This is a genomic window from Natronotalea proteinilytica (genome assembly GCF_055379935.1).
Genome location: NZ_AP043947.1, coordinates 3,566,424 through 3,591,008, shown reverse-complemented (window position 1 = coordinate 3,591,008; position 24,585 = coordinate 3,566,424). Strand labels below are relative to the sequence as shown.

At 56.9% G+C, this 24,585-nt stretch carries 25 protein-coding genes; 11 read left to right on the top strand and 14 right to left on the bottom strand.

Features of this window, described 5'->3' with window-relative positions; translation table 11 throughout:
* Positions 1 to 27: 27 nt before the first annotated feature.
* On the bottom strand, positions 28 to 225 hold the full coding sequence (locus tag ACZ5AL_RS14325; protein WP_464511237.1) for a hypothetical protein: 198 nt from the start codon (positions 223 to 225) through the stop codon (positions 28 to 30).
* A gap of 485 nt (positions 226 to 710) precedes the next feature.
* On the opposite strand from ACZ5AL_RS14325, the gene ACZ5AL_RS14320 reads away from it, so the two are divergent.
* The gene (locus tag ACZ5AL_RS14320) at positions 711 to 1,220 is read left to right on the top strand and encodes a hypothetical protein (protein ID WP_464511236.1); all 510 of its coding nucleotides are present in this window, start codon (positions 711 to 713) and stop codon (positions 1,218 to 1,220) included.
* Between the two features lie 225 nt (positions 1,221 to 1,445).
* Here the strand turns inward: ACZ5AL_RS14320 and ACZ5AL_RS14315 are convergent, their stop codons facing one another.
* A complete protein-coding gene (locus tag ACZ5AL_RS14315) occupies positions 1,446 to 2,270 on the bottom strand; it encodes an alpha/beta hydrolase (RefSeq protein WP_464511235.1) in 825 nt (274 codons plus the stop codon).
* Positions 2,271 to 2,343: 73 nt separating this feature from the next.
* Complete coding sequence (locus ACZ5AL_RS14310; RefSeq protein ID WP_464511233.1) at positions 2,344 to 3,021, bottom strand: 16S rRNA (guanine(527)-N(7))-methyltransferase RsmG; 678 nt, start codon at positions 3,019 to 3,021, stop codon at positions 2,344 to 2,346.
* 64 nt (positions 3,022 to 3,085) lie between these two features.
* Here ACZ5AL_RS14310 and ACZ5AL_RS14305 point away from each other — a divergent pair, with 64 nt between their 5' ends.
* A complete protein-coding gene (locus ACZ5AL_RS14305; protein WP_464511232.1) occupies positions 3,086 to 3,622 on the top strand; it encodes a transposase in 537 nt (178 codons plus the stop codon).
* Here ACZ5AL_RS14305 and mnmG read toward each other — a convergent pair.
* The 3 genes from mnmG to ACZ5AL_RS14290 all read right to left on the bottom strand — a co-directional run bounded on the left by mnmG (position 3,619) and on the right by ACZ5AL_RS14290 (position 6,731).
* Positions 3,619 to 5,586, bottom strand: a complete 1,968-nt coding sequence (gene mnmG, locus ACZ5AL_RS14300) for a tRNA uridine-5-carboxymethylaminomethyl(34) synthesis enzyme MnmG (protein WP_464511230.1) — start codon at positions 5,584 to 5,586, stop codon at positions 3,619 to 3,621. The two genes, ACZ5AL_RS14305 and mnmG, sit on opposite strands and share 4 nt — an antisense overlap.
* Before the next feature lie 24 nt (positions 5,587 to 5,610).
* Positions 5,611 to 5,865 carry a Uma2 family endonuclease gene (locus ACZ5AL_RS14295; protein WP_464511229.1) on the bottom strand — a complete coding sequence of 85 codons (255 nt, stop codon included), beginning with the start codon at positions 5,863 to 5,865 and terminating at the stop codon, positions 5,611 to 5,613.
* A 320-nt stretch (positions 5,866 to 6,185) separates the two neighbouring features.
* Positions 6,186 to 6,731 carry a Uma2 family endonuclease gene (locus ACZ5AL_RS14290; protein WP_464511227.1) on the bottom strand — a complete coding sequence of 182 codons (546 nt, stop codon included), beginning with the start codon at positions 6,729 to 6,731 and terminating at the stop codon, positions 6,186 to 6,188.
* Positions 6,732 to 6,883: 152 nt separating this feature from the next.
* Here ACZ5AL_RS14290 and ACZ5AL_RS14285 point away from each other — a divergent pair, with 152 nt between their 5' ends.
* Positions 6,884 to 7,378: a hypothetical protein gene (locus ACZ5AL_RS14285; protein WP_464511226.1), complete on the top strand. Its 495-nt coding sequence runs from the start codon at positions 6,884 to 6,886 to the stop codon at positions 7,376 to 7,378.
* A gap of 123 nt (positions 7,379 to 7,501) precedes the next feature.
* Positions 7,502 to 8,014 (top strand): hypothetical protein, encoded by a 513-nt coding sequence (locus tag ACZ5AL_RS14280; RefSeq protein ID WP_464511225.1) that lies wholly within the window; start codon positions 7,502 to 7,504, stop codon positions 8,012 to 8,014.
* Positions 8,015 to 8,136: 122 nt separating this feature from the next.
* On the opposite strand, the gene ACZ5AL_RS14275 is transcribed toward ACZ5AL_RS14280, so the two are convergent.
* A complete protein-coding gene (locus ACZ5AL_RS14275; RefSeq protein ID WP_464511224.1) occupies positions 8,137 to 9,303 on the bottom strand; it encodes a dienelactone hydrolase family protein in 1,167 nt (388 codons plus the stop codon).
* A 92-nt stretch (positions 9,304 to 9,395) separates the two neighbouring features.
* A complete protein-coding gene (locus tag ACZ5AL_RS14270; RefSeq protein ID WP_464511222.1) occupies positions 9,396 to 9,827 on the bottom strand; it encodes a hypothetical protein in 432 nt (143 codons plus the stop codon).
* A gap of 650 nt (positions 9,828 to 10,477) precedes the next feature.
* On the opposite strand from ACZ5AL_RS14270, the gene ACZ5AL_RS14265 reads away from it, so the two are divergent.
* From ACZ5AL_RS14265 to ACZ5AL_RS14255, 3 genes are all read left to right on the top strand, one after another.
* Complete coding sequence (locus tag ACZ5AL_RS14265) at positions 10,478 to 13,126, top strand: tetratricopeptide repeat protein (RefSeq protein WP_464511221.1); 2,649 nt, start codon at positions 10,478 to 10,480, stop codon at positions 13,124 to 13,126.
* 85 nt (positions 13,127 to 13,211) lie between these two features.
* Complete coding sequence (locus ACZ5AL_RS14260; RefSeq protein WP_464511220.1) at positions 13,212 to 13,883, top strand: porin family protein; 672 nt, start codon at positions 13,212 to 13,214, stop codon at positions 13,881 to 13,883.
* Between the two features lie 11 nt (positions 13,884 to 13,894).
* Complete coding sequence (locus tag ACZ5AL_RS14255; protein WP_464511219.1) at positions 13,895 to 14,692, top strand: alpha/beta fold hydrolase; 798 nt, start codon at positions 13,895 to 13,897, stop codon at positions 14,690 to 14,692.
* Positions 14,693 to 14,931: 239 nt separating this feature from the next.
* On the opposite strand, the gene ACZ5AL_RS14250 is transcribed toward ACZ5AL_RS14255, so the two are convergent.
* The 5 genes from ACZ5AL_RS14250 to ACZ5AL_RS14230 form a co-directional block, all read right to left on the bottom strand.
* Positions 14,932 to 15,516, bottom strand: coding sequence for a DUF2480 family protein (locus tag ACZ5AL_RS14250; RefSeq protein WP_464511218.1), 585 nt, complete (start codon positions 15,514 to 15,516; stop codon positions 14,932 to 14,934).
* Between the two features lie 39 nt (positions 15,517 to 15,555).
* Positions 15,556 to 16,707, bottom strand: a complete 1,152-nt coding sequence (locus ACZ5AL_RS14245) for a cysteine desulfurase family protein (protein ID WP_464511217.1) — start codon at positions 16,705 to 16,707, stop codon at positions 15,556 to 15,558.
* Between the two features lie 90 nt (positions 16,708 to 16,797).
* Positions 16,798 to 17,289 carry a hypothetical protein gene (locus tag ACZ5AL_RS14240; protein ID WP_464511215.1) on the bottom strand — a complete coding sequence of 164 codons (492 nt, stop codon included), beginning with the start codon at positions 17,287 to 17,289 and terminating at the stop codon, positions 16,798 to 16,800.
* Positions 17,290 to 17,618: 329 nt separating this feature from the next.
* Positions 17,619 to 18,371, bottom strand: coding sequence for an acyl-[acyl-carrier-protein] thioesterase (locus tag ACZ5AL_RS14235; RefSeq protein ID WP_464511214.1), 753 nt, complete (start codon positions 18,369 to 18,371; stop codon positions 17,619 to 17,621).
* A gap of 380 nt (positions 18,372 to 18,751) precedes the next feature.
* Positions 18,752 to 19,297, bottom strand: a complete 546-nt coding sequence (locus ACZ5AL_RS14230) for a macro domain-containing protein (RefSeq protein WP_464511212.1) — start codon at positions 19,295 to 19,297, stop codon at positions 18,752 to 18,754.
* 147 nt (positions 19,298 to 19,444) lie between these two features.
* Here ACZ5AL_RS14230 and ACZ5AL_RS14225 point away from each other — a divergent pair, with 147 nt between their 5' ends.
* On the top strand, positions 19,445 to 20,272 hold the full coding sequence (locus ACZ5AL_RS14225; RefSeq protein WP_464511211.1) for a class I SAM-dependent methyltransferase: 828 nt from the start codon (positions 19,445 to 19,447) through the stop codon (positions 20,270 to 20,272).
* Positions 20,273 to 20,356: 84 nt separating this feature from the next.
* Here ACZ5AL_RS14225 and ACZ5AL_RS14220 read toward each other — a convergent pair whose 3' ends face one another.
* Positions 20,357 to 20,839, bottom strand: coding sequence for a hypothetical protein (locus ACZ5AL_RS14220; protein ID WP_464511209.1), 483 nt, complete (start codon positions 20,837 to 20,839; stop codon positions 20,357 to 20,359).
* A 386-nt stretch (positions 20,840 to 21,225) separates the two neighbouring features.
* Between ACZ5AL_RS14220 and ACZ5AL_RS14215 the strand changes: the two genes are divergently transcribed.
* The 3 genes from ACZ5AL_RS14215 (at position 21,226) to ACZ5AL_RS14205 (ending at position 24,560) form a co-directional block, all read left to right on the top strand.
* Positions 21,226 to 22,146, top strand: coding sequence for a universal stress protein (locus tag ACZ5AL_RS14215; protein ID WP_464511208.1), 921 nt, complete (start codon positions 21,226 to 21,228; stop codon positions 22,144 to 22,146).
* A 282-nt stretch (positions 22,147 to 22,428) separates the two neighbouring features.
* The gene (locus tag ACZ5AL_RS14210) at positions 22,429 to 24,066 is read left to right on the top strand and encodes an SLC13 family permease (protein ID WP_464511207.1); all 1,638 of its coding nucleotides are present in this window, start codon (positions 22,429 to 22,431) and stop codon (positions 24,064 to 24,066) included.
* Positions 24,067 to 24,158: 92 nt separating this feature from the next.
* Entirely contained in the window at positions 24,159 to 24,560 is a 402-nt protein-coding gene (locus ACZ5AL_RS14205) for a CBS domain-containing protein (protein WP_464511206.1), read from the top strand.
* Positions 24,561 to 24,585 lie beyond the last annotated feature (25 nt).

The window sequence follows — 24,585 nt, the reverse complement described above, 5'->3', positions numbered from 1 at the left end:
ATCAACGAGGTAATTACTTAACTCGGTTCAAGTTTCAACAATGTGGCAATCGTCGATCTGGTTATCATCGTCTACTGAGCAGCAGACGAGGAAAGCTCCTGCAGTGTCGCAAAACCCATCACCTTGCGAAGAAGAAAGTGCATATGTTACTCCTCCAATACTTACTGCAGCAACGATGACGAAGACAATTAAAAACGCTACGGACTTTTGAGTAATTGATTTCATTTTACCAATCACTTATTTGTGATATAACGAATTATTACCATCGGAAGGAAAACAGTCAGAGATTAGATTATCAACCCCCCCCGCCCCTTGTCAAGAGTGTAACATTTAAGCTGCACTTTTCCTATATGGGCTTGGAATCGCTGCCCCCCGACCCTTTCTACATCGGTCTTATTCAATAACCGCAATGCGAACCCTACACTGCAAAAAGACCATTTCTAAAGAGAATCTCCAGAAATTGCCCCTTCAGATTGGTCGATACGCACCGATCTCGACATAAGCCAACAGGTAGGTCATGCCACCATGATCACAACGCAGCAGCCCAACTGAGCCGCCTAAAAGCCCGAGCGCTGGCTCCGCTGATTTTTTTCGACGAACCAGAACAGCACCTCACTATATCTTCATGGAATGAGCTACCAACTTTCGTTGTCTTTCAGGTGCACTTGGTTGGCAACTATACCACGATTTTACAGACGGTCCGCATACCCATGACTTCTCTCCGCACGATTCCGCTTGCTCTTCTTCTTTCGCCACTTCTAATCATCGGCTGCGACCTGCTGGGGAATGACGACGGCTCGACCGTTGAGGTCGGCATTGTAGAGTGGGAAATCGAACAGGCTGCCACAGAAGAAGGCCCTGCGTCATCGAATTTAAATACGGAAACCTTCGAGCCGCTCACAGCGCCCGACACCGTGCAGGCAGGAGTATCCTTTGAGGTCGAGGCCCGAACGGTTGCTCCCAACGGATGCTACGAAGCAGACCGAGTGGAGACTGAACAAGACGCACTCCTCATTGAAATTACGCCGTATGACCTCGACCGAACAGATGCCGAGGGGGCATGCCCCGACGTCCTCGGATTGATCAAGCGCACGCTCAACCTCCAATTCGACACACCCGGCGAGGCGCTCATTCGCCTGAACGGACAGCGCGTCATTGGCAACGACTTCTCAAACCGCGACGACACTGTCATCGAACACGAGGTGACTGTGGTAGAGTGACGAGATCAGCTACTCGGTAGTGGATAGACGCTAAATAATAAGGAAACTAGACACCGTAGCTTTGTCTTCTTCGAACCCCCTCTCCCTACGGGTTTCTCCCCCTTGGCCAAGGGGGAGATGTCCACAGGATCACGCCTGCGGCGAAGCTCGGAGACAGAGGGGGTTCGAGCGGGTAGCGATGATGTAAACCACATGTCAATCACTTAACATTGAACCGCTACCCAGCTACTCATTGGAGGTAGGCCAGTGCTCGCGGATGAACGTCCGCACCGCCTGTCGATAGGCCGATTGATCCGTGCGCATGGCGTTGTGCCCGCCCTGGATGTCAACAAACGTCTTGGGCTCCGAAGCGGCGTCGTAGAGCGTGCGCCCCAGATCGTAGGGCACCACCTCATCATTGGGGCTATGCATCATGAGCACGGGGGCGTCGACCTGGCCGATGCGCGCTTCGTTGTCAAACTCGAAGCGGCTCAGCAAGCGCACGGGCAAGATCGGATAGGCCCGTGCCCCCACATCCGGCATCGAGGTAAACGCCGATTCGAGCAGCAGTCCGCCCGGTGCGGTGCGCGATGCCAGGTAAGTGGCTGGAGCGCTTCCGAGCGAGCGTCCGGCAACAAGAATGGATGCGGGAGCCAGATCTCGTTCTTCAGTCAGGTACCGCCATGCGGCCTCAGCGTCGCGGTACAGTCCGCCTTCGGAGGGCGATCCGGTGCTTTGTCCGTAGCCGCGGTAGCTCACGAGCAGCACGTTCATATCATGCTCGTGGAAGAAGTTGGCCGTACCTACGCGGCCTGAAATGTTGCCTGCATTTCCGTGAAAGAACACCACCGTGCCGACGGCCTCCTCGGCGGGAATCCACCAGTTATGAAGAGTTTCCCCATCTTCCGTGTCGATGCTGACCTCCTCGTACGCGAGCCCAGCGGCTCCCGGATCGGTAGCCATCGTGCCCGATGGAAAGAACACCAGCTGTTGTTGAAATGCATAGGCCAGCGCTGTAATTGTCACGTATGCTCCGGCAAGAACCAGCACGAAATAAAGCACGGTTCGCATCCTGTAAAATAATTATATTAAAGGGTTTACCAATTGGTTTTTAACAGACTAAATACGTCATATCGTCCGTGTGCTACGTGCCATCTGCTGCAGTAACGGCAAGTAAACACTTCTCGGCAAAATAGCTCGGATGCTCAGCGGCATCTTGTAGCAGCGCGTGCAGCGGGATCTGTTGGATGCGAACGCGACGGTCGCACTGCTGAAGAACAGTAATCTCCCCAGAGAGATCGCCGCCCTTTAACGTGATGAGTCCCGGAGCCCAGTCGGATTCCTTGGGCTCAGACGGGAGTTCAGACACAGCGCGGGTGTGCCACTGCCACAGATCAACCAGCGGTGCGGTAGCGCGCGAGACCGAGTAGTGGGCGGTATCCGGCCAGTTTTCAGCGCGTCCGGCCCAGGCGAACAGATTGTCGAGGCCCAGCCGTCGAGCCATGCTACGCACCGCTCGCATTTTCTTGCCGACTGAATCGACCGCGATCACCTCAGTGTCAGGGTAGGCGATGGCCAGCGGAATGGCCGGGAGACCGCCGCCGCTGCCCCAGTCTACGATGCGCGCCCCTGCGGGGAAGTCACGTACCCGCAACACCAGTGAGTGCAAAATGTGCCGCTCGGTGATGGCATCGGTCGTGTCGGGCGAAATGAGGTTCAGCGTCTCGTTGTAGCGGCGCAGCAGGTCTTCGTACGTCTCCAACTGCGTGCGCTGGTCGCTGCTCAGGTCGTGGTACGGGTCGAATGCGTCGGTGGTGGGCATGACGTTATGCGAGGGTGGGGTCATGGGTCAGATGAGAAAGACGGGAGCACATTGTAAAGAGCCCATGCCATACGACCCGCGCCGCCATAACCGCCAGTCGATGCGGTTGCCCGATTACGATTACGCGCAACCCGGGGCGTATTTCGTGACGATATGCACAAACCGTCATAAACGCCTTTTTGGTTATGTGGATGACCATGCGATGCATGTAAACCAAAACGGACGTGTTGTACGCGAGGAATGGCATCGAACGGCCGATATTCGGGATAATGTGTCGTTGGATGCATTTGTCGTGATGCCAAACCACATGCATGGTATCGTCCAAATCACATTCCGTAGGGGCACGGCGCGCTGTGCCCCTACCACGCGTGGTAATCGGCAATTCGGAAAACCTGTGTCTGGCTCGCTACCTACCATCATTCGTGCATTCAAATCGGCTGTGACCCGGCGCATCAATCGGGTCCGCAACACACCAGGGGCCACCGTATGGCAACGTGGGTATTACGACCATGTGGTACGCAACGAACACGACTTGGAGCGCATCCGCCAGTATATTCGCGAGAATCCGGCGCGCTGGCATGAGGATCGGTACTATCGTTAAGACGCCTCCACCGCCACCTCCTCGGGCACGCCGTCGCCTGAGGACAGGGTGCGTTCTTTGGGCAGCGGCTCGACGCCCTGTTGCTTCAAGAGCACCATCAGTACCGATATGTCGGAGGCGCGCACGCCACTCACGCGGGACGCCTGGCCGAGATTGGTGGGCTCCACCTTGCTAAGCTTCTCGCGCGCCTCTTTCGAAATGGTATCGAGCGCGTGGTAATCGAAATCATCCGGGATGGGCCAGCGCTCCTTCTCTTCCATCTCTTCCACCATCTGCCGCTGCCGGTCGAGATACCCCTCATACTTCAGGTTGATCTCTACGATACGCGGCGCACTTAGCATCCCGGGTGCCTCCGTGACAAGCTCGTCCCACAGCCCCGCATAGCGAATCATAGCTTCCGTATCCACCTGTGGACGCTTACAGATCTGAAGGATGGGCCCGGCCTGGTCGATAGGCGTGGTGCCTACGGATTCCAGGTAGTCGTTGACCTGTTCGGGTTGTACGCTGTTGGATTCGAGCGCCTGGCGCGTTTCGTTAATGGCGCGCTCCTTCGCCTGCATGCGGTCGTAGCGTTCCTGAGAGGCGAGGCCCAACTGATAACCGAGTTCAGTGAGCCGCAAATCCGCATTGTCTTGCCGTAGCAGTATGCGGTGCTCGGCGCGTGAAGTAAACATGCGGTACGGCTCGTCGGTGCCTTTGGCCACCAGGTCGTCAATGAGCACGCCGATGTACGCCTCCGACCGCTTCAGCACGATCGGATCGTGTCCGTTCAACGTGTGCACCGCGTTGATGCCAGCCATAAGTCCTTGAGCGGCAGCCTCCTCATATCCGGTGGTCCCGTTGATCTGACCCGCAAAGAAAAGGCCATCTACGTACTTCGTTTCGAGACTGTACTGGATTTGGTAGGGCGGGAAGAAGTCGTACTCAATGGCGTAACCCGGACGCAGCATGTGGGCGTTTTCCATGCCGTGAATGGTGCGCAACGCTTTGAACTGCACCTCTTCGGGCAGGCTCGTGGAGAAGCCGTTCACGTACACCTCGTGCGTGTTGTAGCCCTCCGGCTCGATAAATATCTGGTGACTGCTCTTCTCGGCAAACCGGTCGATCTTGTCTTCGATGGAGGGGCAGTAGCGCGGCCCTTTCGCCTCGATGCGTCCGGTGAACATGGGGCTACGGTCAAAACCCGTGCGCAAGAGGTCGTGCGTGTCGGGAGTGGTTTCGGTGAGCCAGCAACTCAGCTGTTCATCGACAGCAGGCAGCGCATCCGTCATGAAGGAGAATGCGGTGGCATCCGGATCGCCGGGCTGCTCTTGCATCACGCTGTAGTCGAGCGTGCGGCCATCGACGCGGGGTGGCGTCCCGGTTTTGAGGCGTCCGCTTTCGAAGCCGAGATCGTGAAGACTCCCCGTGATGCCCTGCGACGCGCCCTCGCCCATGCGTCCACCGCCGAAGTTGGTCTCGCCCACGTGAATCACTCCGTTGGCGAAGGTGCCGGTCGTTAGCACCACGCGGGGGGCGTAGAAGGTTTTGCCGAGGCTGGTCGTAACGCCCTCGATGCGCGAGCCATCGTCGGTAGTCTCCAGATCCACCACCTGGTCGGCGCGCATGTAGAGATTGTCGATCGATTCGAGTTCTTCGCGCACCGCATCGGCATAGGCTTCGCGTCCACATTGCGCACGTGGCCCCCACACCGCCGGTCCTTTGCTGGTGTTGAGCATCCGAAACTGGAGACCGGCGCGGTCGGTGACGCGCCCCATGAGTCCGCCCAGCGCATCGATTTCGCGGGCGATGTGCCCCTTGCCGATGCCACCAATGGCCGGGTTGCACGACATCTGCCCGATGGTGTTGAGCTTCAGCGTAATGAGCAGCGTGCGTGCGCCCATGTTAGCTGCTGCTGCCGCGGCTTCCGAGCCTGAGTGGCCGCCGCCTACAACGATGACATCGTAATGGAAGTAGTCTTGCATGAGGATCTGGGTGTGAGCAATCGGCTACAACGAGACAGTAGAAGGAAACGACGGCACCCGGTGGGAAGATTCGAGAGGACCGTCTGCTGTGTAAAACGAGAGCACGCCCTCACTATCGCAAAGCCATACCTCGTCGGCTCCGGCTTCGAAATAGAGCGTCCGCTTGGCTTCCATCTCGGCTTCGGTGTTCGTGGGCGAGAGCACTTCGACACAGATTTCGGGGCGATGGAGGCCGCGTAGTCGTCGTGCACCTGCTTCCAACGCGCCGAAGAGAACCACGCGACATCGGTCACCTTAATGCCATCCTCTGTTTCTATCGCTGCCTCAGTGATCACGCGCCCGTCGTCGGTGCAATTCATGAGTTGCATTGCAATCGTGCTCTGAAAAGCACCATGCTTGAGATGCGTCGGACTCATCACAATCTGTCCGTAGGCGTTGGTTTCGATTTTGTACGGTAGGTCCTGTAATGCGGGGTCGTTGCACACGTCTTCCCACGTTCGTTCGACTGCGACCTCTTTTGTGCGTGTATTCATTGGATCACTTGAGTTTCGTAACAGGATGCGCAGGAGCTACACTCGAACGAGTGTATGCTGCCCATTTTACTTCTGCACATGGGCAGGAAACGAAGGCACGCGCCGCGATCTATCGAGTGGACCGTCTGCACTGTAAAACGAGAGCACGCCCTCACTATCGCAAAGCCATACCTCGTCGGCTCCGGCTTCGAAATAGAGCGCCCGCTTGGTCTGCATCTCGGCTTCGGTGTTCGTGGGCGAGAGCACTTCGACGCAGATTTCGGGGGCGATGGGCGCGTCGTAGGCATCCTTGATCTTGTCCCATCGTTCCGCCGAGCACCAGATGGCATCGGCGACCTTCGTGCCCTTTGTGGTGCGAATTGCCAGTTCCACCGAAGCCTGTCCATCAGGCAGGTGTTCTTCCAGCAGTCGGGCGATCTGGAATGCCAAGCGGCCATGCCAGGCATAAGTCGGGCTCATCACGATCTGTCCGCGGACGTTGGTCTCAATCTTATACGGCAGGTCCTGCAGGCTCGGGTCGTTGCACACATCCTGCCAGGTGCGCCCAACCGCCGGTTTGGAGGGTGGAGAGGACATCGCTATCTTGGTGGTAAACGCAAGGATGATGTACATAGCATTCTACCAAACAAGCAAGGCGAGAGGTCCTGCATCCATGCCACCCATTCACACATTATACACGGAATGTCGTGCGGCAGCGCCTTGTCTTTCCCCATGAATTGCGCCTCAACCGATATTGATTGTGCTAACAAACGTCTGTTGCCCCCATGGCACCTAAATACGCTCCTCATTTTATCGTCCTGCTCTTTTTTCTTGTAGCTAGCACCGGCTGCGACTTGCTTGGGACCTCAGGAACGGCCGCTGACCAACTGAAACCACACATGGATGCACCCGACGACGTTGTTCAGGGAGATTCTATGTCGGTACGATATCACATCACCAATGCAACGATTGGCTCGGTCGAATTGACTAGCGGTGGGTGCCTTGCAACCATCGGGATCTACAACGATGAGAACGAACGCCTCCCTGTAAAGGGAACAGATGTCGGCTGTGCATTGATTTTGCGCAACCACACCTTAGCCCCCGGCGCATCCCTAACGCAAGAACGAACTATTCGAATGAAGCTGCTTGATTTGGACGAGTTGGTTGAACCTGGTACATACCGTATACGTGCCACCCCGAACATCATATCAGTGAACGGCGAAGAGGTCAACTTTCGCCCTACGGAGCACGATATTACTGTTCGATCAGCGGATGCATGATCCTGATGCCCCTACGATTCATTGTTTTATCATGGAATGATATGGGGACACGCATGGTCTTTCCCACTGAAGACGCAACAGACCACACCTGTTTGTATCTCTGACATAGATTGTTTGAGACCTATGAAGTACCCTCGTTTGATTCTGACAACGCTGCTCCTTGCGTTCATACCGCTCATGGGATGTGACTCTGTGCTTGGCACAGACGATGAAGCTACCGACCCTGAAATGGGAATTATTGAGTGGGAAGACCCGCCCAGTGATGGGGCAGAGGCCACCGCATCCAGTATTCCTGATGAGTATCTTGCGCTTTCAGCGCCCGACACCGTGGAGGCAGGCGTTTCGTTTGAGGTGACCGTAACAACCCTCGGCCCAAATGGATGCTGGCGCGCAGACCGAGAAGATGTTGAAACCGAGGGAGATCCGCCTACCGCTGTGACCATTACGCCGTATGACAAACACAGCGGAGCCGATGCCTGCACCATGCAAATTGTCGGGCTTGAACGGACAGTTGACCTTCAGTTCGATGTGCCCGGTACAACCACGATCTGGGTTACAGGACGAGCGGTTGAGGGAAGCGATCCGTCCGATGGACGCACTACCGAAATCGAGCATGAGGTCACCGTGGTGGAATAAGCAAGACCGCGCATCCGCATTACTGATTTGAACGGGGATCTGCAAAAAACACCGTGGTGGGGGATATCGGGGCCGGTTCGTCCGGTCCCGATCTATTTGTCGCACACATATCCCAGTTTCTGTCACTCAACCACACGTGTGGGAGCATCGAGTTCAAACTCGGTAAACTGCAATTCGACCGTATCGAGGCGAGCGGATTCGCCTGCTTCTGGGGCAGCCACCCAAACGTTGTACGTGCCCGACTCGGGAAAGCGAAACGTAATGCTTGTGGTATCGTGCCCCTGAGTGTGCGCCTCGCAAATCGACGTGCCCCCCGGCGGCTGAATGTACAGTGTCGCCCCCGCTTCCGCCACAATACTAAGCGGATACGTTCCGGCCTCAAAGAAAAGTGTGGCATCTGGATCTGTATCCTCAATATAACCGGTACAGGAGGATGCAGAAAGGCGTGTTGATCCGCCCACCTCTTCCACAGCAATGGTGTGCGGATCCGGACGAAAGTCGGTCTTTAGGTGAACCTCGGTTGCTTCCGATGTTGTACCACCGCCCGCAAGGCGTCCGGGCTCACCAACCATCACCTGTCCATTGGTGACGAAGTCGAGCGCCTCCCGTCCGGTAAGCCGGTCAGGGGCCTGATGCGCGCCGGGGTGTTCTTCGAACTGCGTCTCAATGCGAGCTTGGCTTAAGTGCTCATATGCGTGTCGGATGCCCTGGGCACGTGCTGCAGCCTCATCCTCGCCAATAAGAAACGCGGCCCGGTACCCGCGTTGCTCCAGCACCTGTCGCGCCTCCGTGCTCATGGGATAGCTGGCCCGCGTTCCGCTCATAACGGCTCCGGCAAAAAGGTTGGGATTGCGACTGCTCAAGGCCCACGCTAGATCGCCCCCCAGCGAAAACCCGGCTAGATACACCCGGTCGGGATCGACAGACACGGTATCCTTCACCGTTTCGAGATCGTCAAGCAACCGCTCTTCATACCACTCTACAAACTGTATAAAATCAGGCAGATAGTCGTCACGTATGAATGTACCGCGCGGTAGTACGAGCACAAAGTCATGGTGCGTTTCGGGGTTGATGCCAAACCGAAGCGCTTGGGTGCGTGCTGTGGTATAGGTGGCTTGCGGAAACACAAGCACTGGATGCGCACGATCCGGATTGTAGTTGTGTGGAAGCAGCACCTCGGCGGGCTCATCGAAATGGGACGAACGCTCTTGCGCAAATGTGCTTAGACTGCTCACCCCAAAAAGAAAGGCGACAACCAAAAAGGCGACAACCAAAACAGCACCGGACATTTTCAGCCTCATATTGAACATTCGAATGATGAATAGAACGCGTCTTGGCCATGCAAGACATCCGATGTAATATACCTCCGTACATTCGACCTCTACCTATCGAATGCTTTCCGCACATACTTTCGTGCCATGTATAAAAAGTGAGCAGCAACCCCTAGAGGAAGTCCCAAGACCATAATCGCTTCGATGCCCTGCAGCTCCAGCAAAAGCACAGCAAGGACCAACGTGGCACTGCCTACCGCCACAAACAGAAGCAACCGATGCGGCGCCATGACGGCGCGATCTGGAAAGAGCACCTTTACGGCCAAATTGTAGAGCCCCCAGAGACCAAATCCCCCTCCAATAACTGCAATGAGTGGACCTATTAGCGAGAATGCTTCTGCAATTGACCCCGTAAAGAGTGCCACCCCCGATGACATAACGAGTGCTGGCGTTACCAGCACTCCCCATACCCATAGAAAAAGGGCAAGCCCAAATCCAACAATGAGTTCACCAATTAAGAGAGAACGTATATACAAGTTCATAACATTCTAAAAGCGTTGCAGTAGGGCCAGAGGGAAGGAGCGTTCGGGTACGACTATGGGTTGGTTCGAGGATATAGCCGCAACGGCTTTACATAGCGTAACGAATTTAGGCTGCGGTTACAAGATTCCCCGTAGAGTGGAGGTGGTACGCTGCCACACCTGATTGTCAGGGGACGGAGACCGTGCCAAACTCTGTGTCCCAACCCCTTACCAAAAAACCTGTCATGGTGAGCACGCGACGGGCCCAGCCCGGAGCACGCCGAACCATCTCCTCGGCGCTCAGCAGGCTCTGATCGATCAAGCGGTCCTGCCCATTTCGGGGGAGATCTTTATTCGCTCCGCTCAAGATGACAACATTAAAACGGGGCGCGTTGCAACCCGAAGATTGGCGTGTGTCAGAACCGTAGAATGTTAAGTTGACAATCACGTTGTACAGCGTTACACTTTATACAGCATCTCTATATCATAAAAATGACGTGCATCCTGCTGATCAACAAATAGCATCTTAGGAGCCTGCTTGAAGATGGGTTAGGGGCGAGAGCGAGCGCTGCTGAGCCGAAAAAGAGCCTCAATTGAGGGCCAACAGAAACTGTTTGACACTCGCTACCAGCATGCATTTGACCATGCCTTGCCACACCCCGGAATTGACTATGTCCACGGAGCATTGGACTCGCGTTATGTCGCTGCTCGACCGCGTGTTGCAGCAGCCTGAGGAGGAACAGATTGCGTTCTTGAACGAGGTGTGCGACGATCCGGCACTTCGCGATGAAGTGGAAACCCTGCTCCTCATTGGGGGAGAGCCTATGAGCTTTTTAGACCAAGGAGCCGCCGCACTAGGCGCATCCTTGCTTGACGATGCTCCCCCCTCCTCCAGCAGTCCCGACCATTCGGGCGCTCATGTGGGTCCCTATCGGTTGGTCGAACGCATTGGTACCGGAGGCATGAGCGTTGTATATCGGGCTGAGCGGGCGGATGGGCATTACGATCACGATGTGGCGATTAAGCTGCTCCCACAGCATTTTGAGACGGAGCATCGGGTAGCTCGATTTGAAACTGAGCGTCAGATTCTAGCACGTCTGAGCCATCCCAATATCGCTCAACTCCTTGACGGGGGCGTCACCGAAACGGGCCAGCCGTATCTGGTCATGGAGTATGTGGATGGCATTCCTATTACCGAGTACTGCACCACACGCGCATGTACGCTTAATGAACGGCTCCATCTGCTACGCACCGTCTGCCAGGCGCTGCACCATGCGCACCAAAATCTCGTTGTTCACCGCGACCTGAAGCCTGAAAACATCCTAGTTACGGATACGGGCCGTGTAATGCTGCTCGACTTTGGCATTGCCAAGTTGCTACAGCCCGAACTGCATGCCCAGCCCTGTGCTCTTACGCGCACAGGCGAGCGCCCCATGACGCCTGGATATGCAGCCCCAGAGCAAATTAAAGGCGATGCCATCACCACAGCTACCGATATTTACCAGTTGGGCGTGCTGGCATATCATGTATTGACGAACACACATCCGTTTAAAGATGCCGGATCTGAAATTCAGCAGGCGATCTTGAACACCTCTCCGCCGCCGCCCTCATCGGTCATAGCCAAAACGACTAATAACGAATCATCGAGCGATGCCACAACCGAATGTCCACGTCACAGCAAGATGGATCGTGACCTGGACACCATTATACTCAAGGCCCTGCGCAAGGAACCTGACCGCCGGTATCACTCGGCCCAAGAACTGGCCAACGACTTCGACCGGTACCTGAATGACCTTCCCATTCAGGCAAAACCAGCCACGCTTCGATACCGTACCCACAAATTTGTTCAACGCAACAGACGGTCTCTATTAGCAGCTAGTATTGTAGTCTTCTTTTTCGTTGGATTCAGCCTGTTTCATGTCCATCGCCTTTCAACCGAGCGCGATACGGCCCAGCAACATGCTGAAACCGCTGAAGCAGTCACCGCCTTCATGACCGATCTGATCGAAATGGGCGATCCTGCTGAAACACGGGGCAGTACCATTTCTCCAGAAGATCTCCTCGATCATGGGCTGGCGCGCGTGTACGACATACAGGATCAGCCTCGCGTCGAAGCACAAATACGGTTGACCCTGGGACGCGTATACCGTCGGCTGGGCAACTACGCCCAAGCCCGCCCACTTATCGAACGTGCGCTAGCGCTTCAACGCGAACATGGCCCTCCAAACCACCCCGATCACGCTGAGGCCCTGAAGCAGAAAGGAGCACTGCTCGCTGCTGTAGATGAGTTTGAAGCTGCCGCCGATGTATTACAACGCTCCCTCTCTATCTGGAACCACCATGGCCAAAGCCGGGCTCTTGATCGTGTGCGTACGCAGCATCGGCTGGCGTATGTGCTGCGTCGCCAGGGGTACTATAGGCGATCCGAAGCGCTTCACCACAACAACGTGCAAACCCGGCAGGCCATGCTGGGCGCCTCGCACCCGGAAACGTTGCAAAGCCAGAAGCGCCTGGGTATCACGCTTCACAATCAAGGAAAGTACGACGCCGCAGAAACTATGTACCGCCAAGCCGTCCGTGGCCAGCGTGAGGTACTTGATGCTCCTCATCCGCAGTTGGCCGTAAGCTTAAATAGCCTTGGCGCTCTTTACATGAATCAGGGGCGCTTTCAAGAGGCCGAGCCGCTTCTTCGCGAAGCACTGGGCATGCGCCGCGCCTTGTTTGGCGAGACGCACGAAACCGTGGCTCTTACCATGAACAATCTGGCTATGACCCTGCGCGACCGGGGAGCGCTCAACGCCGCAGAATCGCTTTTTGAAGAAACGCTCTCCATCCGCCGCACGCAATCGGACAACCCACGCACCGGTACTGCGATGACCCTGCGCGAGTTGGCCACCTTGCTCGTATACAACGACCGCCTTGCAGCTGCTCAAGATGCATTTGAAGAAGCCCTCAGCATCTTCAAAGAGACACTTCAGGCCAACCACTCGTTCGTAGTACGCACCCAGTTGGATCTGGCTTATGTACGCAGCGCCCTTCACGGAAATGATCAGGCTGCGTCTGAAGCCGAAGAAGCATTCGCCAGGATACAAGAAATCCACCCCGATTCGTCGTTAGAACGAGGCCTGGCAAACATCCACAAAGGAGCCATTGCCGCTCATCAGAACCGGTTTACGGAAGCAGACTCGCTCCTCACAGCGGGCGCTGATATTCTTACAAGCATGAACACGTCTCCGCGGCCCCTCAGCCAGCGCCAACAGTATGCTCATGAGCATGTGCAGCAGCTTCAGCGTCTCCGCACCAATAGCGAAACGCAATAGTGCCCCTAATTTTGCGTTTGATCCAGATAGCACGTTTGTTGCATACGGAAACCCGCTCTACCTCCTACACCCGCTGCATGTAAAAATGCCTGATTCCGCCTACCGCCTCTATCTCCTGCTGCTTGCCCCTGTGCTAATGGTAGGCATGTCGAATGGTCTTTTTGCACCGCCTGTGGCCCACGCTCAATCGGTTACACCGGGCGTTAAGGGAGGAATCACATTCATGGAGTTTGGTGGCAGCGGTTCTGGCGAGGGCGAAGGCCTAAGCACACGCACTGGCATTACGTTGGGCCTATTTGCCGACGTGCCCATGTCGACTTCCTTATGGCTACGCCCTGAACTGATTTACATTCAGAAAGGCGAGGTGGCTGAGTTTGACAATAACGTGCGCACCCGCCGACGCGACTACATCGAAATGCCTTTGCTTGCCCATTGGGTGCTTGATGCCAACGAAGAGGTCATTCCCCGCCTGTTTGCGGGCCCCACGCTCGGAATCAACATTCAAGCCGCTGAAGACCAGGAGATTCGAAGTAATGGAGAGATCATTGAATCGATCACCGTTGAAGAGCGTGAATTCACAAACCGCTTTGAACTCGGCATCGCCGGAGGGGTTGGGCTCGACATTCCGTTAGAAGAGGTGGGCACGCTAGTTGTTGATGTGCGCTATCAGTTGGGCCTGACCGATATCCGCGATAGCGCCCCCAATGCGTTATTACGCAACCAGGGCTTTTCTATTACCGCTGGAATCTCGCTTTGACGTGCACCTGCATGCCCACCGTTGCTGTTGATGACCTCACGCTCCACTACACCGACAACGAGCGGGAGGCCCCACCGCTTATCTTCATTCATGGCCTTGGCTCTAGCGGACGCGACTGGTTCGCCCAAACCGAAGCCTTCGACGCCGACTACCGCGTGCTGACCTGCGATCTGCGCGGCCACGGACAGACCGACAAGCCGCCCGGTCCGTACAGCATCGCCCAGATGGCCCGCGACGTGGCCGTGTGGATACGCAAACGGTCACTGGCCCCCGCGCATGTCGTCGGCTTGTCGATGGGCGGGATGGTCACGTATGAGTTGCTCGTGCACGCGCCGGAGCTGCTGCGTAGCGGTACGGTCGTGAACAGCGTGCCGAGCGTCAATCTGAAAACACCTTCCGACTATGCCTTCTACTGGTCGCGACGCGGCGCGGTACAAGCCCTCGGGATGCGTCGCGTTGGGCAAATTTTGGCCCGGAAATTATTTATTAAGCCCGACCAACGCGAACTACGCACCCAGTTCATCCAGCGATGGGCCGCAAACGACAAGCAGGCGTACCTCGCCTCCATCGACGGACTTGTGGGGTGGGGCGTTGAATCACAACTCACTGACATTACTACCCCCGTTTTAGTGGTTGCTGCCGACGACGACTACACCCCCACATCTGTCAAGAAACGCCATGCCACCACCATGCCCAACGCACGCCTCGCCGTCATTGCCGACGCCCGGCATGCCCTGCCCGTCGAACGCCCCGATGCATTCAATGCCGTCCTTCGAGCGTTTGTAGATCGGGTGGATAGGACTGCGTAGTATCTCCGGTAGGGATCGCCCCCAAAATGAGCAGGGCTGCCGGTTCGCCAGTAGCTGCTAGACGTCGAACAGGGGTTGGTGGCGTCACAGCACGCTGTGACGGTACAAGGGCTGTACACCTTCCGTACGGTCGGGGGCTGACCATGGCCGTTTTTTGATCGAGTTGCGATGTAGAGCTTGACACAACCCTCCCACCCTGAGATTCAGGTGTGACAAAGCAGTAGGCACGATCCAGTTGTTCACGACTTCCCAGGTGTGGGTAGATTCGCCGATACCGCTTTTGCGGAGGCCGCCGGTTTTTTCTTCTTCTGGGGGCGGCGCCACAGCGGTACGGAGGAGCAGGGCTCGCCGTACATCAGCTTGCGAGCGACGCCTTGCAGCTTCTGCGTCGCAATGAGATACGCCACATCGGGCACAGTATCGCCGCCGCATCCCTTAATGACAACGGGCTTGTCGGCATACGCGCTCCAGTCTTCGTCTTCAAGCGCACGAATGTAGTAGTCGCGAATCAGATCGTCTTCGTGGCCAAAGGTAACCGACCGGGCAATGCCTTCTAGCTTCGAGGCGAGCAGCATGTACCCCCATGTGGGCACAATAGCATCGGTGGAGCAGTGGATGGCAACGTGGTGCCCCGCATGCTGCGAAAAGTCGTATGCCTTCACATCCTCACGAAAGGGCTCCTCTTTGAGCATCAGCCCCTGCACCAGAAACGGCTCGATGTCGAGTTCGTCAACAGGAGCATCATCCCACAAGTCTGCCAGATTGTAGACAGTGATTTCGCTTTCGGCAACGCGGTTGGTCAGATCGGCATTCAGTTCGTCCATTGTACGTAGTGTGGTTGACAAAAGAGAATCAGCAGGGTGTTAGAGTGATGCAGGCTGGGGCGCGCGGGCCAGCGGCAGAGCCTGCTCCAGCGCATCGACCGCGTGGAGCAGATCGTCTTCGGTTGTGTCGCGTCCGGCGCTGAAGCGGAGCGAGGCGTGCGCCTCCGCATCCGAGCGGCCCATCGCACACAGTACGTGGCTGGGCTTCGGATCGGTGCTGGCACAGGCGCTTCCGGTGGCACACGACACCGTGCGCAAGGCTTGCACCAGCTGCTCGGCGTTGGTGCCGGGGAGAGTGACGTTAGTGGTCTGGGGAAGACGCTCAGCGGCAACTCCGTTAATGCGCGCATCCGGAAAACGCGTTTGGAGCGCCGATTCAAACGTATCTTGCAGGTCGCTCCAGCGCTCCGCATCCTCCGGCTGACGCTCTGCGGCAAGCTCGGCAGCAGCGCCAAACCCGACCACCGCCGGTACATTCAGCGTGCCGCCCCGAAGCCCGCGTTCCTGTCCGCCCCCGTCAATGAACCGCGGGCATTGCACGCCGGGACGCCGGTACAGCACGCCGATGCCTTTGGGACCGTACAGCTTGTGGGCCGACGCCACCAGAAAATCGGTGTGCTGCACATCCACCGGAATCTTACCCAGCGCCTGCGTGGCATCGGTCAGGAATAGCGCGGGATGGTTGCGAACGGCCTGATAGCACTCGGCTACCGGATGCACCACACCGGTCTCGTTGTTAGCCCACAACACGGCTACAAGCACAGTGTCATCGGTGAGGGCATCGGCAAGCGTCTGTGGATCCAGTCGGCCCTCAGTATCCACCGGGCAGTAGGTGACATCTGCAATGCCCTTGGCCTGCAGTTCCTGGCACGGCTCAAGGATCGCCTTGTGCGCGGTGGCCACGGTGATAATGTGGGGCTGCTCGACCTGGCTGTGGCGCGCAAGTCCTTTCACCACCATGTTGAGCGCCTCGGTGGCACCGCTGGTAAACGTGAGACGCTCGGGCGTGGCCTGCAGCAAATCAGCGACCTGCTCGCGCGCCACATCCACAGCGCCCTCGGCCCGCCACCCATGCGCATGTCCGCTGGCGGCATTGCCGTAGTGCGTCGTAAAATACGGCTGCATCCGCGCAAACACCTGTTCATCCACCGGCGTGGTGGCGTTGTAATCGAGATAAACCGAGCGAGGCATTGCGATCAGGAGGCAACGATACAAGAATCACGCATTCAATAAACCGCTTGCGTGGATGGCGGGTTTCTACCGATACAGGCAGGTTACCTGCTATGGATATGCCGCTTTTGCATCCAACTCGCGGGCGCGTTCTCGGATAGACTGCACGTAGTAGCCGTAGGCATACGAAGCCCGGTGCGAGCGGTCGAGTCCCTCAAATGTGTAGTCTACCACCCGCGATCGATCTTCTCGGTGTGGTACCCGTCGGGGGCGCTCGTCGGCCTGTCCCTGAAACGTAAACAACATCCGCAATCCCACGCTGTCGTCAGATGAGGGGTCGAGGTGCGCCTCCGCTTTCACGACCCGGTAGGGCGCATAGCCGAACCGCGTATCACCGCGTGCAGCGATGTGTCCGTCTTCGTAGTCAACGGTCTTGGGGGTAAGATGGTGTGCGTTGAACACATCGAGCACTGCATAGAACGTGGCATCGTACGAGCTTGACAGCGCGGCGCGTGTGCTGCCTGTGTGCGTCGATGTAGATGTGCAGGCACCCAGGACGAGGATCGCCACAAGTACGATTGAGAGAGCGGACGGACGGGGCATAGCGAGAAGCAGGGCAGCACGTCAGAGACAACAGCACACGTTGTGGTGCAGACGCTCTCTTCGGCTATGAGGTAACGGGGATGTGCATGATCTCCTGTTTGTGTCTGCGGGTAGCAGTTCAAAAGGAAACCATTAGCCGGGGACCGCTTGCTTCCCCAGCTATGGGTTTCCTTAGCCCGGGATCAGGAGCGATAGCGGATATCCCGGGCGGCCATTGAGCCGCGCTAAACAGATACGACCGCTTGCGTCCCCGGCGACTTTTCGGACGAATGCGACCGGTACGACACGCGATTGGAGACGATCCAGCGTCCTCAACAACCGGGCCCCTTCTACCGCACCGCCCACCGCGTTTCAGCCAGTGCAAGCGTAGGGCCGCCGTCGGCATCGTGCAGGTGATGCACCACGCGTATGGGATCGTGCTGGTGTACCTCTGCAGTGGCAACGACCGAGGTGTCGGCAGTGGTTTCGTGTTTGAAGTGAAGCACCAATCCATGCAGCGCATGCGCCTCCAGCCAGTGGATGGGGAGAGTTTCAAGTGCCCACGCCACGTAGCGGGCATTATTGACGTGCCAGTTCAGATCTAGATCGTGAAAGCGGACGCGAAAGGCCCGGGTGTGGTCTTCGGAATCGGGTGCTTTTACGTTTGGGATGTCGGCGGGAAGCGCAGGAGGGCGATCGGGGAGCGTAAGGGTGCGCAACACACGCGGCGGACGAACCATGCGGCGCTCTGCCTGATCAAACACCACCCACGTGCTGGTAGCGCGCCCCACCTCGGCGTCCTCAACGCGAAGCACGAATTCGCGCTGGGCAAACGGTCCGTTCAGCCCCGACGGCCAGGTTTCGATAGAGAGCGTGTCATCCCACCGAGGCAGGCGATCCAGCTCAATGTGCAGCCGCGTGAGCACCCACGATTGCTCCTGTATCAAAAGCGTATGCTGCGATACCCCCAACGCTTCGGCATGCGCCCCTGCGGCATCTTGCAGGTGCGCACAGAGGGCGGGTAGTGCAAGCGTGCCGTGGGGCGTGGCATCGCGCGGCTGCAAGGCAACGCGGATATGATGTGCAGCAACGGGGGTAGACATGCGAGGTAGGGGCGGCAGTTAGTACTCTGTCACAGGTCAAAGCTTGGGTGGTGTGGGAGCAATAATCCAGCTACGTTGTCAGGGGAGATCCCGGCTCTGCGGCGCTGGGGCGCCTTGGCCGGGATGACTATTGCTGTGTCACACCTGAAAGTTAGGGGCCAACATTGTCATCGCGAGGAGGGAGCCCTGCGACTGACGCGGCGCTGTGAGCGCTAGCGAACGAGTACTCCTGGGGTGCGATCTCATGCCGTTGATTGGGCGGCTGCATTCGGTCTGATAGCATGAGATTGCGTCGCTGCGCTCGCAATGACAAGATTGTGAGTTGTTCTCCGTACGTTAGGTGGTCATGTGTTACCCAAAGATTGATCTGCAACACAGCACTATGCCAACGGATCGTCCCGCAGATCCGCCAGCATATCTTCAAAAACGGCAAGGGTTTGTGCATCAAACAGGACAAATCGGACGTGCTCTACGTGGGTGAGCATGCGTCCCAGCGAGAGCACCGTGCCCAACGCCGCATGCGCCGCTGGGCGCAATGGGTACCCGAACGCGCCTGTTGAGATAGCCGGAAATGCGATGGAGTTGATCTCATGCTCTTCAGCCAGATCGAGCGCATTTTCGTATCCAGACCGCAACAGCGCCGCGGGCGGTTCGTCGCGCCCGTACACCGGACCCAACACATGGATCACGTAGTCGTTCGGCAGTCCAAACGCCTCGGTACACACCGCCTCACCCGGCTCAATCGGTGCAAGCGGCTGGCAGGCTTCAGCCAAGGCTGGCCCCGCCGCCTCGTGAATAGCTCCTGCAACCCCACTTCCCGATTGTAATTGAGCATTGGCCGCATTCACCACAGCCCCCACATCAGGCTGATTGGCAATATCCCCCTGTACGAGCTCAACGCGCAGCGTGTCCAGCGTAACATTCATAAACAAACCGGTCGATCCAAAAACAAATGCATACACGCCAATTAAGGCCGTGCGCGTTGGTTCCTCTACGGTTTTTACGGACCGGGCACAAACAGATGCACCGACTCGTTAAGCGCCTTCCGTCCTTTTTGCCACGTCTCTCATACCATGGATTACGACCCGATCAAAGATCGCCTTGGCCATTGGATGAGCCGCCACCCATGGCTTCAGCGTCTGTTCTACGGCCTCTTGAACCTGCTTTTCCTGCGCGCCTGGTATGTGCGGCGCACCGTGCGCCGTTTGCTTTCCTCATTTCCGGAGACGCACCCGGTACGTGTGTTAGACGCTGGTACCGGATTTGGCCAGTATGCGTATTTTATGGCACGCCGCTTCCGTAACGTGCAGGTTGATGCCGTTGATATAAAGCCCGACTACCTGGAGCGCGCAAAGCACTTTGCCGACCAGACTGAGGTGGGTCCACAAATCAATTGGATCCAAGACAACCTGACCGACCTGCAGCAGGAGGGCCCCTACGATCTGATTCTCTCGGTGGATGTGATGGAACACATCAAAGACGACGAGGGCGTATTTGCCCACTTTGAGCGCGTGCTCCGTCCGGGGGGATATGTAGTGATCAACACACCGTCGGATCAGGGCGGCTCCGATGTGCAGTCCGACTCCGACGACAGTTTTATCGGCGAGCACGTGCGCGATGGATACAACATGCAGGCGCTTGCCGACAAGTTGCACCGCGCCGGACTTACCCCGGTGGAGCAGACGTACACGTACGGTCCGTACGGCGCAACGGCCTGGCGCTGGCTCATCAAGCGCCCTATGCAGATGCTCAATACCACCTGGGCCACGCTGCTATTGCTGCCGCTGTACTACCTGATGGTGCTCCCGGTTGGACTCTGGCTGCATGCCCGCGATGTGGCCCACCCCAACGATACCGGTACTGGCGTGCTAGTGGTCGCCCAAAAACCCGAACAGGCCTAACACAGCCAACCTAACCTAGGCTGCGCTAGACTGCGACGGGAAGGACGCCAAAAGAATGGAGTACAGTAGGGTACACAACGTCCCTTACTCAAATGCCGGATCCATTCCAATTGTGGCAAACACGGCACCGTTTTGAGGGGTCACGTGGCGATCGGTTTCTGTTTCATTCTGCAGCCAGAAGTCGTCCTCTGAACCATCGAGGGCATAGCTAAACGTTCCAGCGATCTGCTCGCCCTCTGCTTCCGCAAGAACCGACTCGTCACTATCAAAGGTCACATGGTTGATCGTGAGCCCGTTGTTATTGCTTCCATCGTTCTCCACCACAACCATTTTGCCGAGGTGGTTGTCGGAGGTCCGGTACACCATAACAGTGCCAACCGGAATACGATTGCCATCGCTATTGTCAATCTCTGCATCCGACAAGTCGTCAATGTGGGTCAAGACACCTTCAAGGTCGATTTCTTCGTATGAAACCGTCGGTCCATCAGACCCACATCCGGTTGCAAGCAAAGCAACAGCCAACACGAACACGGATAGAATATATGTACTCGCATTTCTTGTATACATAAGCTTATTGGGGCTTTATTAGTAAACGAATACAGGCAAGGCTACTGCAGTTTTATAGTTCAGAGCAACACACATAGAGAGCCCCCTGAATACTAAGGGGAAAGAATCCGCTTTTATAGCTGGCACCCTGGCTCTCTTTGTCTAACTGAAAGGATATCATGCTCAACAAACAATGTCAAGAAACCGTGTAGCGACACAGGTATTGTAAGATTCACGACATGCATATCCTTCAACTGCCTCCCCACACCACGTTGTAGGGATTCTCCCGACACGTCACACCATACCTGCCCCTTTACATCGATCTCCAAAATCGATACTGTACATAGAGAGAGCGTATTTATTTAATGTGATGCGCTATTGGTCTTTTATCTAAGTGGGGATTTTTTATGGTTGATCATATTCTTGTGGCACGCGACTTTTCTGCCGACTCGGAACGCGCCTTGCAAATGGGGCTAACCTGGGCCAAACAGTTTGATGCTACACTGCATCTTTTGGCTGTTCAGGTGGATACCGATAATCCATTTAGTGCTCCCGAAAAGCGCTCCGGGCCAATCGAGCGAATGCGTGCGCAGTTCAAAGAACGGAGCCGCGGCAATTTGGCCCGCTACGGATACGACCCAATGAGCGTAAGCATCAAGCACGAGGTGATGCAAGGCGAAGCCGCCGGGCCCGCCATTGTGCGCTATGCCGACGAAAACGACATCGACCTGATTGTAATGGGCACGACCGGACGCCGAGGCGTACGACGTACCCTGATGGGAAGCGTAGCCGAAGAAGTCGTACGTACCGCCGGTCCACCCGTGTGTACTGTACGCCATACAGATGACGAAGCGCCTCCGGCTCGACCTGAAAGCGTGGTAGTTCCCATTGACTTCTCGCAGAGGTCACGTCACGCACTGATGTATGGCATGTGCCTGGCCCAGCACCTGAACACACGCCTTACGCTGCTGCACGCTATTGAACGTCCCGCGGCACCTCTAGCATACGGCATCGAAATCAGCTCCGAAACAGCACGCCTTGGCGACGAATCCCTGAAAAAACGCATCAAGGCAACCCTGAATGAGTGGGCTACAGAAGCCGTACCTGCCAACACCGAATCTCCTCCCGTAGACCTGAGCGTTCACAACGATGCACCGGATAAGGTGATCTTGCAGTCGGCGCGCACGCCTGAACACCTCGTAGTAATGGCCACCCAGGGACGCACGGGCATGAGTCGTGTAATGTTAGGGAGCGTTGCCGAAGCTGTTCTCCGCCGCGCACGCAGCCCCATCATTACCGCTCGCAGCTTCAAGAATGCCCTTGGTTGAGACGATATCGCCCCTGAATCAAGAGCCAACACTCTGACTTCCAACATGAAGGAGGCCCCATGCGAACGTGTCTGCTGCGCGCCGGAGTAGCGTCGCAGCCTCCCCTGTGACGTAGGAGCCTGGAGGCTTCACGAAAGATCGGAGAGAAGGACGCTCAAACGTATTTGTTTATCATTCGGCACCGTTGCTCAGCTCCTACTATTCAGGGGGTACACTTAGAACCTGAGCGCATGTGCTCTTGAAAACATCCATCCTCAGGCTCTCTCTACTGAACAGTTTCTTATGACTGCTCCCGACGCTTCTGACTCCGATGCTGCGTCCGACACCCCTAAGGATCCGGGCGCCTCTTCATCTAAGGAGGGTTCATCGACCATATCGCGGCTGTTGCCGGATATAGAAACCGCACGCACGCGCCGTCGCATTCGTGTTCTGCTAGGACGCACCGAACGCGGCCTTCGCCATCTCGCCGGGCGTTCCTCGGTACAAGCGGAAGTGGCCTGGCGCCGGATGATTCACACCGCGCTCTACGTCCGGCAACCACTGCAGTCGCGCAACGTGGTCATTACACTGCTGGCTATACTGGCGGGGGTTCTTACCGTATGGCTCAGCCTTGATGTGCTGACCCGTGAAGCGGCGCTCATGGCTGGCATTTTCGTGACGGCCGGCCTGTTGTGGATGACCGAGGCGCTGCCTCTGTTTGCCACTGCCTTGCTCATTATCGGACTCGAAGTGCTCGTATTGGCAAACCCAGGCGACTGGCCAGGGCTCGGGTTTGAAGATGCGCCCTCTCCACCCTACGAAACCTTTCTGGCTCCACTAGCCGATCCCATTATCGTGTTGTTTTTGGGGGGCTTCCTTATGGCGCGTGCCGCCGTAAAGGAAGGCGTAGATCGCATGCTGGCCGGGCTCATCTTGAGCAGCTTTGGCACGCGTCCTCACCGTGTTATGCTGGGGCTTATGCTGGTTACCGCGCTCTTCTCTATGTGGATGAGCAACACCGCGGCCACCGCCATGATGATCACGCTTGTCATGCCCATGATGGCCGACCTTACCGACACCGATCCGTTGCGCGTTGGGCTGGTGCTATCGGTTCCGTTTGCAGCCAACATCGGAGGCATGGGCACCCCCATCTCTTCGCCTCCAAACGCCGTAGCCGTGGGGTTTCTCAATAGCGCCGGCTATCCCATCTCCTTCCTGGAATGGATGCTGGTCGCCGTTCCCCTGGCCACAGGCTTACTGCTTTTGAGTTGGGTCTTACTCCGCTGGATGTATCCCCCCGAGGATCCTGGCGTTTCCATCGACACCGTACAAAGCCGTTTAGATGCACGCGGCCTCTTTGTACTCGTAATCATGGTCATCACCATCGTGCTGTGGTGTACCGACCGCTGGCACGGCCTGCCCACCGCCGTGGTAGCGCTGTTTCCGGCAGTTGCCTTTACCGCAACAGGCATACTCACACAGTCGGATTTCGATAGCCTGGAATGGAATATCCTCATTCTCATCGCGGGCGGCATCGCATTGGGAACGGGTATGCAGCGCACCGGCTTGGATGAAGTCCTGGTCGGGTTTATTCCTACCGGGGGCCTGTTTGTCATTCTAGCCCTGGGCGTGGCTACAGTGCTCATTAGCACGTTTATGTCGAATACCGCCGCCGCCAACCTACTCGTGCCCGTAGGCGTAGCGCTGGCTCTGGGCCCGATTAGTGGACTGGACCCGATTCATGTTGGATTTACCATTGCCTTGGCCGCCTCCGTATCGATGGCCTTGCCCGTAAGCACGCCCCCCAACGCCATTGCCTACGCGAGCGGCGTGTGCGATACCCGCGACTTTGTGCGTGCCGGCGTGCTCATCGGCATCATTGCGCTCGCGCTCATCGTAGGATTCGGAGGCCCCATCATTGCTTTCTGGATTCCTGCGTAACAGACGTTTCGTTGAACCCCCGCCCCCTAAATGGCATAGGCGTACAGCCCGTGCTGTTGCTTCTCTCATTCACCCATTGACTCCACACCGATATGTCTACTGTAGCCGACCTCATGACCGCCAACGTGGTGAGCGTACATCCGGATACGCCGCTGCTCAAGGTTCAGAACTTACTTCGTAAGCACGGATTTCGTCACCTGGTGGTGGTCGAGAACGACATACTGAAAGGGGTTCTGTCGAATCGCGACGTGCTCCAAGCGCTCAGCCCGTTCCTGAACACCTCTGCCGAAACCCAGCGCGACGTGCGCACGCTCAGCCGTCCGGCAAGCGAACTCATGAACACCAGCCCCCGCACTGTAACCCCTGATACCTCCGTTAACGACGCGGCCCGCCTGCTGCTCGATCATGCCATCTCGGCACTTCCAGTGGAAAAAGATGGCGTGCTGCAAGGCATTATCACAACCAAAGATGTGCTACGCCACTACACCGCGTAACACGCCCCGCAACGCTTTCCCCTTG